Origin of the sequence: Clostridium magnum DSM 2767 (assembly GCF_001623875.1) — a bacterium.
GTDB classification, from domain to species: Bacteria; Bacillota; Clostridia; order Clostridiales; family Clostridiaceae; genus Clostridium_AM; species Clostridium_AM magnum.
Map to the genome: position 1 here is coordinate 174,206 of NZ_LWAE01000004.1, position 12,739 is coordinate 186,944.

General features: G+C 30.9%; 12 protein-coding genes. 5 read left to right on the top strand and 7 right to left on the bottom strand.

Annotated features, from left to right (window positions below; genetic code table 11):
• Nucleotides 1–129 precede the first annotated feature (129 nt).
• Both CLMAG_RS17595 and CLMAG_RS17600 read left to right on the top strand, forming a co-directional pair.
• Nucleotides 130–1,416: an SH3 domain-containing protein gene (locus CLMAG_RS17595; RefSeq protein ID WP_066625553.1), complete on the top strand. Its 1,287-nt coding sequence runs from the start codon at nt 130–132 to the stop codon at nt 1,414–1,416.
• Nucleotides 1,417–1,534: 118 nt separating this feature from the next.
• Nucleotides 1,535–2,080: an NADH peroxidase gene (locus CLMAG_RS17600; RefSeq protein WP_066625555.1), complete on the top strand. Its 546-nt coding sequence runs from the start codon at nt 1,535–1,537 to the stop codon at nt 2,078–2,080.
• Between the two features lie 52 nt (nt 2,081–2,132).
• Here CLMAG_RS17600 and CLMAG_RS17605 read toward each other — a convergent pair whose 3' ends face one another.
• The 5 genes from CLMAG_RS17605 to CLMAG_RS17625 form a co-directional block, all read right to left on the bottom strand.
• The gene (locus CLMAG_RS17605; protein ID WP_066625557.1) at nt 2,133–2,453 is read right to left on the bottom strand and encodes a DUF1540 domain-containing protein; all 321 of its coding nucleotides are present in this window, start codon (nt 2,451–2,453) and stop codon (nt 2,133–2,135) included.
• A 57-nt stretch (nt 2,454–2,510) separates the two neighbouring features.
• Nucleotides 2,511–2,852: an SdpI family protein gene (locus CLMAG_RS17610; RefSeq protein WP_066625559.1), complete on the bottom strand. Its 342-nt coding sequence runs from the start codon at nt 2,850–2,852 to the stop codon at nt 2,511–2,513.
• 168 nt (nt 2,853–3,020) lie between these two features.
• Nucleotides 3,021–4,667: a methyl-accepting chemotaxis protein gene (locus CLMAG_RS17615; protein ID WP_066625561.1), complete on the bottom strand. Its 1,647-nt coding sequence runs from the start codon at nt 4,665–4,667 to the stop codon at nt 3,021–3,023.
• A 110-nt stretch (nt 4,668–4,777) separates the two neighbouring features.
• Nucleotides 4,778–5,521, bottom strand: a complete 744-nt coding sequence (gene ymfI / locus CLMAG_RS17620) for an elongation factor P 5-aminopentanone reductase (RefSeq protein ID WP_066625563.1) — start codon at nt 5,519–5,521, stop codon at nt 4,778–4,780.
• A gap of 168 nt (nt 5,522–5,689) precedes the next feature.
• Nucleotides 5,690–7,861, bottom strand: coding sequence for a methyl-accepting chemotaxis protein (locus CLMAG_RS17625; protein ID WP_082831988.1), 2,172 nt, complete (start codon nt 7,859–7,861; stop codon nt 5,690–5,692).
• Between the two features lie 204 nt (nt 7,862–8,065).
• Here CLMAG_RS17625 and CLMAG_RS17630 point away from each other — a divergent pair, with 204 nt between their 5' ends.
• Both CLMAG_RS17630 and CLMAG_RS17635 read left to right on the top strand, forming a co-directional pair.
• Nucleotides 8,066–8,956, top strand: a complete 891-nt coding sequence (locus CLMAG_RS17630; protein WP_066625565.1) for a DUF2156 domain-containing protein — start codon at nt 8,066–8,068, stop codon at nt 8,954–8,956.
• 16 nt (nt 8,957–8,972) lie between these two features.
• Nucleotides 8,973–10,049, top strand: coding sequence for an AI-2E family transporter (locus tag CLMAG_RS17635; protein ID WP_066625568.1), 1,077 nt, complete (start codon nt 8,973–8,975; stop codon nt 10,047–10,049).
• Nucleotides 10,050–10,245: 196 nt separating this feature from the next.
• Here CLMAG_RS17635 and CLMAG_RS17640 read toward each other — a convergent pair whose 3' ends face one another.
• Nucleotides 10,246–11,415: an iron-containing alcohol dehydrogenase gene (locus tag CLMAG_RS17640; RefSeq protein WP_066625571.1), complete on the bottom strand. Its 1,170-nt coding sequence runs from the start codon at nt 11,413–11,415 to the stop codon at nt 10,246–10,248.
• Nucleotides 11,416–11,786: 371 nt separating this feature from the next.
• Here CLMAG_RS17640 and CLMAG_RS17645 point away from each other — a divergent pair, with 371 nt between their 5' ends.
• Nucleotides 11,787–12,188, top strand: coding sequence for a hypothetical protein (locus CLMAG_RS17645; RefSeq protein ID WP_066625578.1), 402 nt, complete (start codon nt 11,787–11,789; stop codon nt 12,186–12,188).
• Nucleotides 12,189–12,296: 108 nt separating this feature from the next.
• Here the strand turns inward: CLMAG_RS17645 and CLMAG_RS17650 are convergent, their stop codons facing one another.
• Nucleotides 12,297–12,668, bottom strand: a complete 372-nt coding sequence (locus CLMAG_RS17650) for a DUF3232 domain-containing protein (RefSeq protein ID WP_066625581.1) — start codon at nt 12,666–12,668, stop codon at nt 12,297–12,299.
• Between the last annotated feature and the right edge of the window lie 71 nt (nt 12,669–12,739).

A 12,739-nucleotide genomic window follows, 5' to 3' on the forward strand; every position in this document is an offset into this window, starting at 1 on the left:
TATTTAAGTAAAATATTCTAAAGTATCTATTAACTTTTTAAAAATAATTACGATAATGAGTTTGGAATAATATAAACTTTAATATAAATTTTAATTTAATTTACACATATATCCTAGGAGGTTACTCGCATGAATAAATCTAAAAAATTAGTTTTTGCTTTCTTTATATCTGCAGCTATCATGAATAGTAAATGCTTATTGCATAATAATGTACATGCCTCTGGATTATCACCAAATCCGCAAAGCAGCGCTTATAACAGCGATGAAAATATCTTCACTAAATATGGATACAAAGGTCAGTGTACTTGGTTCACATATGGAAGAGTGCTTGAGAAAATGGGGATTTCACTTCCTACAGAGTTTTATGGAAATGCAGTAGATTGGTGGTATGCTAATGCAAAAGATAAAACATACGACTATGGTTCAGACCCAAAACCTAATTCTATAGTTGTATGGGGTGGTGGAAATTACGGTTATGGCCATGTAGGTTTTGTTGAGAATGTAGAAGGAAATACTATTTATTTTAATGAGGGAAATTTTAGTGTCAGGGGAGCTTATGATGGTAAAATTAAAGCAGTTTCCACTGAAGAAATAAAGAATAGAGGAAATCTATATTTAAAAGGATATATTTATATTACTGATAAAAATTCTGAGACCGATAATTCAAAATCACCAAATAATAGTGGACAAACATCTTCTGTTGCTGAAAAGATAATCGATACTGGATATGTGAATATTTCAACCTCTAGTTCTTCACTTAATGTTAGAAGATCTGGAAATACCTCTTCCAGTGTTATAGGTTCTCTGAAAAAAGGTGCATCTGTCAATATAGTTGGTAAATTTGGTGATTGGTATAAAATTCAGTACAATTCCTCCTATGGATATGTAAGTTCAAAATACATAAGTGTGAAAAGTGCAAGTGTAAGTACTCCTCCTGCACAAACACTAAGTACAGCTACCACATCTGCTTCGAAATCTGGGATTATAAGTTTACATGATAAATCTTCTTATTTAAACTTAAGGAGTAATCCTGGTGGCCAAGTGCTAACAACTTTAAGTAATGGTACTAAGATAGAAATTTTAGGTTCTGATGGAAGCTGGTATAAAATAAACACAAACGGTATCGTAGGCTACGTTCTTTCTGCATATATAAATAACTATGAAGCTACAAAGACCAGCACTGAGAATATTACTCCCCCTCAAAACACCTCTGTATCTGAAGGTAAAGTTGGTACTGTAGTTCTTAGCGATACATCTTCTACATTAAATTTAAGAAATTCACCCTGGACTGGCCGAGTACTTTCAACCCTTTCCTATGGAAGCAAAGTTGAAATTTTAGGAAATAACGGCCGTTGGTATAAGGTTAAATTTGGTTCTGAAATCGGATATGTTCATTCAGACTATGTAAAACTATAGTTATGAAGTAGAAAATTATAATAATTTTATTTTATAAAATTATTATAATTTTTGATTAAAAACTACAAAAGAGAAAAATACTACAGAAGAAAAGTATATTTTGTAGGAGGATTATAGTATGAAAAAATTTGTTTGTACAGTATGCGGTTATATTCACGAAGGAGAACAACCGCCAGAACAATGTCCTATTTGTAAAGCTGACGCAAGTAAATTTAAAGAATTAGAGGATGGTCTTGCATGGGCAGATGAACATAGAATCGGTGTCGCAAACGATGTTGATGCTGAAGTGGTAGCAGATTTAAGAGCAAACTTTATGGGTGAATGTACAGAAGTTGGCATGTACCTTGCCATGTCAAGACAGGCAGATAGGGAAGGTTTTCCTGAGGTTGCTGAAGCTTATAAGAGAATAGCTTTTGAGGAAGCTGAACATGCAGCTAAGTTTGCAGAACTCTTAGGAGAATTGGTAAAACCTAATACTAAAGAAAACTTAAAGGCACGAGTTGAGGCAGAGTATGGGGCTTGCGAAGGAAAGAAAAAACTTGCAACCCTTGCGAAACAAAAAAATCTTGATGCTGTTCACGATACAGTACATGAAATGTGTAAAGATGAGGCAAGACACGGAAGAGCCTTCAAAGGTCTTTTAGACAGATACTTTCATATGTAAATTATTAAGGGTTCCTTATATTAATCTTTAAGGAACCCTTTTTATAATTAAATTATTCATTTCTAAAAGTTATACAATTAGCTTCTGTATAGATATTTACATTTTCACCACTAACCTGTATAGAGTCAGCATGACAAATATTATCCGCGTTATAAGTACAAGTACCTACATTACATGTAATCGCTCTACAATCACTACCCTGTTGATTAACATTATTTGTGAGATCACTATAGAGTGTAGAATCTAAAAAAGAACCACAAGAAGTCTGACTATCTTTTCTTGCACTTTTTCCCCCAACATTTATAACATTAGCGTAACATATTCTTTCGTTATTATGTGAACAATTTGTAACGGAACAATTAATTCTTGCCATTATATCTCCTCCTTAATATATCTATTAAGAAGTTTAACCAATAAGAAACTAAAATATTTATCCAATTCTTCTCATTCCATTACTGTCAAAAACCTTTTTTAAATGATTTTCTGTTTGAAATACAGTAAAATATAATACTGGAATAAAACCTATTAATGGGACTAAATAACCTTTAAAAGTTAAAAAAGTATATCCTATTTTACCTAATATTAATAATATGATTCCAGCGATTATATACTGATTTGTAGAATGTCTATTTCCCTCATACCATGTATCTTCATTTTTCATTGACATATCTGTGCGATAACCATACCAAGAATTAATCTTCTTTGGTCTTACTATTTTTGGTATTAACCCAAAACCTAATGTTACTAGACCAAAAATCAACGAATTTAACATAACGCTAACATCCTTTCCTAAAACACATTACTTATCAAATAATCATGTCATTATAATAAAACAAATTTGAAAAAAAAACTAGCCTATTTGTCATAATTGTTTTTCCCATTTTATGCATAAAAAAGCACATTAGGCTATAGATAAAATACACCCTAATGTACTTTTACTTCACAGTTTAAATTTATGTAGGCCCTCTGCTAAAATATCTGCTGTATTTTTAAGTTCTTCAGCAGAAGCAGATAGCTCCTGGGTAGCTGAACTTTGCTCTTCAATAGCTGCAGCTATTTCTTGTGAAGAAGTTGCTATAGTTTCTGATGATTGTGCTATTAATCTTGATTTCTCTAAAATTCTATTTTTTTCTTCTACAGAGTTACCAAGTGCTTCATAAACATTATCAACCTGTGGCAATATAGCCTCTATTTGAGCTAATATATCTCTAAAGGATTCCACTGTACCATTAACAGATTTTATCTGGTTTTGCATCTTATTTGATACTTCTTTTGTCATCTTAGAAACATCTTCTGTATTACTGGTAACAGTATCAATAATATTATTTATACTTTTTGAAGATTCCAGAACTTGTTCCGCAAGCTTTCTTATTTCTTCTGCTACAACTGAAAAACCTCTTCCTGATTCACCTGCTCGTGCTGCTTCAATAGCTGCATTCAAGGCAAGAAGATTTGTTTGCTCCGCTACAGCATTAATTACATCTGTTATTTCTGATATCTTACTTACATTTTCATTTAGAGAAGTGATTCTTTTTTCTGTATCTACAAATTCTCTTCTTATTTCATCTATTGATTTTGTAAGCTGCTCTAATTCTAAGGATCCATTATCTGCAGAGTCCTTGATTTTTTCAGTTCTTTTAGATACATTTCTGAGCTTATCATCTATTATGTCTAGAGATTTTGCAAAATGTTCTAGTGAATCCGTCATATTTTCTATATGTTCACTCTGATTTGTGGTAGAATTACTTACTTCTGCTATCGAACTTGTAACTTCTTCACTTGATGCTGATACTTCCTCGCTAGAAGCTGAAAGATTTGAAGACATTCTATCTAAATTTTCTACTGACCCCCTTATCTTTGCCATAATTTCTCGCACTTGTTCTACTACAAAACCCAATGTAGTCATAAGTTGTCCTATCTCGTCAGTGGATTTAGCATGAAAGTTTACAGTAAAATCTCCACTAGCAAGATTCTCCATTTTATGTTGTATAGCTTTTAACGGTTTTGAAATATTAACTGATATTATTGATCCTATAGTTATAGATAGCACGAGGATTAATAATGATATAATAATTAATAATTTATAGCCTTTTTCGGTAATTTCTTTCATAGTATCTAATGACAATCCAACAGAAACAGCTCCTACTATTCTGCCATTTTCCTTAATAGGAGCAGATACATTATAAACATTCTCACCTGTAGGTCTTACAAACATAAATCCATCTATTTGACCTTCATCAAGAACTTTAGCAAACTTGCTTCTGTCTGAACTTTTACCTAACATACTGTCATCATCATGAGCTATTATCTTGCAACTATTGTCTATTACGGAAGCATATGATATTCCTTTGCCATTTTTCTTTATATCTTTAAGTTCTTTAGTTATTTTATCTAAATCCTTCTCTATAGTAAAATCACTTAAATCTAGACTTATTGCTGATATAATGGTTGCACCATCACCTGCCATTTGATTTCGACCTACTTGTATCATCTGATATATTGATAATGCCGTTATCGATAAAATACACAAAAGAGTTATTGAAATAAATCCAACATTGATTCTTTTTCTTACCGTATTAAAAACCATAGTTTACCCCCTTCATATTTGTTATAAATTATCATTATATCACATTTATATAATTTTTTCCTATAAAACTTACTAATACTTACATTAACAGCTTATAAACATATATTCAATTAAATCATACCACCGTCTACTGTGATTACTTGGCCTGTTATGTATTTTGAAGCTTCACTAGCTAAGAAAACAACTGTTTTACCTATATCTTCTCCCTCTCCAAATCTGCCTATAGGTATTTCCTCTTCCAGTTCCTTCTTCTCATCAACACTCAAACAATTATTCATTTCTGTATCTATAACCCCTGGTGCCACAGCATTAATTCTTATGTTTGCAGGTGCCATTTCTTTTGCTAATGCTTTTGTAAACAAGTTCACTGCACCTTTTGTAGCTGAATATACAGCCTCACAGGATGCACCTACATTTCCCCACATAGAAGATATATTGATTATAGTTCCACTTTTTTGTGAAACCATATATTTAAGAGCATTATGAGAACCATTTATCACTCCTTTTAGATTTATATCAATTATGTTATCCCATTCCTTCTCATTCATATCAATAAATAGTCCTATTTTAGATATTCCAGCATTATTAACTAATATATCAATTTTACCAAATTTTTCTATAGCCTTGTCTATAAGAAACTTTGCCTCATCATAAATACTAACGTCACCTTTAACTAAGATTCCAAAGCTATCTAATGACTTTATAATTTCCAAAGTATTTTTTGCCGCTTCTTCATTGTTTTTATAATTTACAATTATGCTAGCACCAGCCTTAGCTAATTCTATTGCAATACTTCTTCCTATTCCTCTTGAGGCTCCCGTAATCACTGCTACCTTTCCACTTAAACTTTTCATCTAAATGTAATCACTCCTTATCAACCCAATTTAAGTTTCACTTAATATTTTATTACTTTTTATGCTAAACCACAACATATCTTTACAAAACATAGAAACTCTACCCAAGTTATTTGTACGAATTTGCTTAACTTAAGTAGAGTTTTACTTTTAAACTATTATATTAATTTATTCGGTGGCTAATTGCTCAGTTGCACAATTTCCCTCTAAATATTCTGTATCCTGTTCTCTTATTTTAAATTCACTTACAAGCATTATCAAAGTATCCGCACCTTCTGCATTCTCAGCAGACTTACCTGTTATACGTTCATTTTCTTCACTTATCTCACCTATGTTACCTGAAATATCTATGGAAGCCTCAGTGCAACTACTTACAGATGAACTCAGAGTCCTCATATTCTCTGATATATCTTCTACGGACATATATATTTTTGTAGATAGCTCTGAAAATCTTTGAATAACTTGTTGAAAAATTTCCCCATCGCCTTTGTAATCTTCGCTTATTTTTATAACTTTTTCATAATCCTTAATAACTTCATTCTCCATAACCTTCAGTATAAATTCTGCTGAATCTGCAAGTTCTCCCACCGCTGCAAAAACACCTTTAATATTATTTTGTATATCTGTAACAGCCAAAGCTGACTGTTCTGCCAAATTCCTAACTTCCTTAGCCACTACTGAGAAGCCTCTTCCCTGCTCTCCTGCTTTAGCCGCTTCTATAGTAGCATTCAAAGATAAAATCTTTGTTTTCTTTGCTATATCCCTTATATTTTCTGCAATAATAGAAATCTTTTTAACTACTTTAGCATCTTGTAACGCCTTATTAACCTTACTTCTAGACATTGAATAAGCCTCTTTTATTCTCAATCTAGATTCTTCCGTTTCTTCTTTTATTAAAGCAGCTTTATCTTTTATCTTATTTGCAAGTTCAAGTCCTTGGTTTGCTTCTTCAACTGTATTGTTTATTTCCTCTCTAACAATCATAGATTGCGAAGTTACTTCTTGTATAGTCGCCGAAGATTCCTGCATACTTGAAGAAATTTCTTCTGATGTTTCAGAAACGCTTTGAACTCTTTTATGTACATCTATTAGCATATTATTTATATCATTTGTCGAACTAAGTGTATTTTTACTTTCTTCTTTTACATAATAAATTATTTTTTCCACACTATCAATTGCAGAATTTAAAGCAGCAGCAGTTTGCCCAAACTCATCTTTTCTTTTAATTTCAATTCTGTGAGATAAGTTACATTCTGAAAGCCTTTGTGCATATTTCTTAATTTCAAGTAATGGATTTTTTATGGATTTAGATATTGCAAATGCTACAACCATGCCTACTAAAATAAATATTATAGTAATAACTGCTGCTTCATATTTAAGACTATTTGCTGCACTAAATATCTCACTTTTAGGTATAGTTAAAGCTAAATACCAATTCATATTTGGCACAGGTGCATAGGACATAAACATTTCTATGTTGCTTTGTGTATAGTATCCTGATCCAACTTCTCCTTTAACCATTTTACTCTCCAAATCTGCTAATGGTTTAATAGATGAATCTTTCTCCACATTTTTAAAAGTATTATCTTTATTTAAAACTAATTTCAAATCCTTATGGGCAACCTTTGTCCCATCCTTTCTTATTATAAAGCAAAACCCGTCATTACCTACCTTTGTTCTCTGAACTATCTCATTGAGCTTTGCCATAGACATATTAGAAAGCAGGACCCCTATAACTTCATCATCCTTATCCTTTATAGGCACTGCAATAGCTATAATTTGCTGTCCATCTACGTTAGTTATAGGATCAGATATAGATGGTATTCCCAATAAAGCTTTTCTTAAATATTTAACATCCTCAGTTTCGCTTGAAAGGTCTATTTGTGACTTTGCACCGCTAGGCAAATGTATTATTCCATTTAATTCTACAATATTTAAGCTTTCATATCCTAAACTTTTACCCTGTGATATAAGTACTGGCATTTGGGTTTGAGTTTCCATAGACTGAATTTCAGGTCTTGCAGCTATTTCATTCATTGCTTTTATGTCTTGTTCTAAGGTTGAGTTTATAAGCTTAGATGCCTCCATTGCTCTAGATTGAAGAGATGAACTAATGGTATCTTCTAAAGCTTTATAAGAATTAATGTAAGAGACAGCCCCCAAAACCCCACATACAACTATTAATAGTAATGTTATCTGAAGCATTATTTTTATTCCTACACTATTTATAAAATTCAAATTTATACTTTTTAGAAAGCTTAATCTATTTTCTTTTTTTATACAATTTGTAATCCTTTTGAAATAATCTTTTACTAAAAAAGTGTTTAAAATTTTCTTCATATCTGCTCCCCCTAAGATAGGATATTACTTCTAGTTTCAATAAACATTGTAACATCATATTCCCTATTTGATATTAAATATTGTATGTTTTAACCAATGCTTAACCAACATTTAACATTAGCCAAGTTATATTAAAATGTATTTATTATGTTTTTTTATAAATACTATTTAGTATATATTATTCGGAGAAAGGATGTTCCCAATATGCTTGAGTTTAAACCTTTAACTATTAAAGATAAAGATATGTTTGATAAATATTTAAAGCCATATGTTTATGAAACTTGTGAGTATTCCTTTACAAACCTTTTTATATGGAGAAAAGCCTTAGATATACAATATGCTCTTTATAATGATGTAATGATTGTTATGAAAATGGACTTTAACGGAAATTTTCATTTTATGCAGCCTATTGGTTATAAAAAAGAAAACTTAAAAGAACTCACAGATTTTTTAATTGCACAGAAAAAACAATTAGAGATAAAATATCTTTTTAAGGATGCAGAAGAGATGTTTATTAAAGATATATTAGATACTTATAGCGATACTAATTTTACTATAGAAGAAGATAGAGATAACTTTGATTATATATATGAAAGCAATGCACTTGCAACTTTATCTGGTAAAAAACTTCATAAAAAGAAAAATCATTATAATTATTTTATAAAAAACTATCAATATGAAACTGCTCCAATAACCTCTGAGCTAATCCAGCCTTGTATAAGGGCAGCTCGAGAATGGTGCCATAAAAATATATGTAAGGGCTACTTGCTTTATGAGCTAAAATCCATAGAAGAAATGCTTAAAAATAGCTCAAACCTAGATTTCACAGGCATGGTGGTATATGTAAATGATAAAATTTCAGCTTTTACCATAGGAGAGAAGGTAAATGAGAGCATGGCTATAATCCATATAGAAAAGGCTGATACTGATATTAGAGGGCTATCTAACTTTATAAATAAAACCTTCGTGGAAACCTGCTATAAAGATGTTCCTTATATAAATCGAGAACAAGACCTTGGCCTTGAAGGTTTAAGACACGCAAAGTCATCTTATATGCCTGTAAGGTTTGCAAAAAAGTTTATTGTAAACACTTAATTAAAAGTTTAAGGAGATGATTTTTATACTTGTTAGTAAATCAATAAAAAATCTAGTAATTATTAATTTAAGCTTCCTTGCTATAATACTTTTTGGTAAAATGTTTTACATTCATAAATTGATAAAAATATTGTCTAAATCTTTTTTAATTCCTTTTCTAATATCATTATTTTTATATTATATAGGAAAGCCTTTAAATGATATTTTTATAAAAAAAGGTTTAAAACCTGGAATTTCTGCATTACTAACCTTAACCATAACTACTTTTATTATTTCAGGTGTATTGTCATATTTTTGGAGTTACATGATACAACAATTTAATGAGTTAACAAAACAATTTAGTAATATTATGATAAACAACAATTCACTGAATGGAATTGCCTCAAAAATAGATAAATACATAAATATTAGTCTTCTATATAACAGCTTATATAAGAGATTAACTAATATTGCTCAGAACTACATACAAAATATTGAAAGTGATTTTTTATCTTTTATTAATTATATAATGGATACATTCTCTAAAGTTTTTTTAATACTTGTAATATTATTCTACTTATTTAAAGATGGTCACAAATTTAAGATTAGTGTTTTATCCCTGCTTTCATATAAGTATAAGGAAATCTTATCCAAAATACTTTCTGAAAGCAATACTGCTTTAAGTTCATATGTTAACGGTCAAGCTAAAGTAGCCCTTGCCTTATCAGTTATGATATTTATAGGATACAAAATAATAGGAATTCCTAATGCCTTATTATTATCATCAATTACTTTTGTTTTGGCTTTTATACCTTTTATAGGCTTTTTTATATCAATGATTTTTCCTACTGCTATAGCTCTAAGCATGGGGGTTTCTATGATAATAAAATTAGCAATTACATTTGCTATAGTTCAAACTCTAAAAGGTAGAGTTGTCGTCCCTGCAATTATGGCAAGCTCAATGAAAATTCACCCTTTAACAGATATATTCTTAGTTATTGGCGCAATCGCCTTAGGAGGACCTATCAGTGCCTTTTGTATAGTTCCTATTTATGCGATTATTAAAGTTCTAATTATAAATTTGCATGAGTATAGATTAAAGAAATTTCAGTGAAGATGAAGTGAAACTTGAATCAGATGAGGTTTCAATCCCCATCTGATTCTTAGTTGAACGAATCCAGGGGCGTAGCCGCTCTTTACTCACTCTTTGAGAAGAGGAAGTATTAGAGCAGGTAGCCATCGGATAAATAAAGCTATGGTACTATAGTTTTTTAGCGAAAAACCCTATAGTATCATAGCTAAAATTCAATCTATTTTGCTAATTCATATATGTTTATAATATCTTTCTTATCTAGTTTTACAAGACCTCCAATAGTTTTAGTATCTGAAGCTGTACATTTATCTGCCATCTCTTCAAATCTATCTCTAGAAATATTTGCTTCTTCTAAAGTTACAGGAAGGCCTGCCTTTCTAAAGAATTCTATCATTCTGTTAATTCCTTCTAAGGCTATTACTTCAGATGATTCAAAAGATAAATCAACATCCCACACTCTTACTGCAAATTGTACAAATTTATTAATATTATGTTTATATACATATTTCATCCATGCTGGAAAAACAATGGATAATCCTGCACCATGAGCTATATCATATATAGCACTTAACTCATGTTCTATTTTATGTGATGCCCAATCTCCTATTCTCCCTGTGCTTAGTAAATCATTGTGAGCTATAGTTCCTGTCCACATGATTTCTGCCCTTGCATCATAGTTTTCCGGTTGTTCTAAAACTACTGGAAGGTTATTTATTATTGTCTTTAATGCTGCTTCACATAATCTATCTGTAAGATCTACATGATCAACATTAGTGAAATATCTCTCCATTATATGTGCCATAATATCTGCTGCGCCGCTAGCAGTTTGGTAATGTGGTAACGTATATGTTAATACTGGATTTAAAATAGAAAATTGAGGTCTAATAAATTCTGAATGTAATCCCTTCTTATACCATCCATCCTCATTTGTTATAACAGCACTATCACTAGCTTCTGTACCCGTTGCAGGTATAGTTAAGACAACTCCAATAGGCAATGCCTCTTTAACAACGGCCTTTCCTTCGTTAAAATCCCATACATCTCCATCATAAGGCACTCCTACAGCAATTGCTTTGGCTGTATCAGCAGCGCTACCGCCACCAACAGCTAAAATAAACTTTATACCATTATCACAGCATAGCTTTATACCTTCTCGAACGAGACTTAATCTTGGATTAGGTCTAACTCCCGAAAGCTCTACAAAACCAATACCATTTTCAGTTAACGACTTTACAACTCTATCATAAAGACCACTTTTTTTTATACTTCCTCCACCATAACAAAGAAGAATTTTATCAGCATACTGCTTAACCTCATTGCCAACAAGGTTCTCAGTATCTTTACCAAATATAATTTTAGTTGCATTTCTAAATGTAAAATTATTCATAGTGTCACTCCTTTTAAATTCACATAAAATTAGCATCATCAATTTTAACTTAATATATCATATTAAGTTTTATTTTACAATTCATTAGTATAGTATTCTTAGACAAAAATTGTCTAAAATTGAAAATAAATGGATTTACAATATATCGATAATGCTATATGATTAAATTATGAAGTGGAAACTTGAATCAGGTGGGGTTTCGTCTACGACCCGGGGCTTTGCCCGTTAAATGCCATTTAGGCATTTAACCCCCATCTGATTCTTAGTTGAACGAATCCAGGGACGTAGCCGTCCTTTACTCCCTCTTTGATAAGAGGGAGTATTAGAGCGGGTAGTCATCGGATAAATGCTGTCGAATGAGGGGATTAGAAGTGGAAAACTGTTTAAATAATATAGATACATACTATAAGGATATAGAGGAATATAAAATTGATATTAATAATACTATTGAACATATAATTTCTAAAAATGAAAGATTAGTATTTGCCATTGTTGCTGAAAAGGCAGGAGTAACTCGCTTTGTTGTAAGGCAGTATCCTGAACTCAGAAATTACATACTGCAAAGAATGGTATACTATAAAGAAATAAATATTATAAATAAAAAAATAGACAGAGCAGTTAACAGCTTATTAAAAGCTAACAAAAGTATAACTTTTATATCAATAATAAATAAATGTAAATTTAACTCAGATGCTGTTTATCAAAATCAATACATAAAGGATAGAATTCGAACTTTATTGATTGAAAATAATCACCGAAAAATCACCATCTAAAAAATTTAAACATGCGGATAATTACATTAAGTGGAGTATACCGAAATAACGGCATAGATTTACTAAAATCAAATCTATGCCGTTATTTCAACCATATTACATTACTTTCTACAACCTTCTTGTACTAAATAATTCATCTACAACTTTTTGAGCAAATTCACTTACTTCTACTCTATCGTCTTCATTTCCCTCGTATATTAATGGAAGATCATGATTTCTACAAAGTCTATTTATAACTTTAACATTTAATATTAAAGAATTATGTGCACTGCTTCTCTGTTTATCAAGTTTTTGAATATATTCTCTATATTCATCACCTTCTTTACTATACTTTCCAACCATAACTCCAATCTCTAATACATTTACCCTTCTCATATAATCAGAAGCAGACTCTATCAATTCCTCCATCATATCTAAACATTTGGAATCCTCAGTTTCAGAAATAACTTTGATAAATTCATTGATTTTTTCTCTAAACATAATATAACCCCCAACTCTTCAATTCCCAATTTTTATACAATAACATTTTAACACAATTATGATACCTTTAC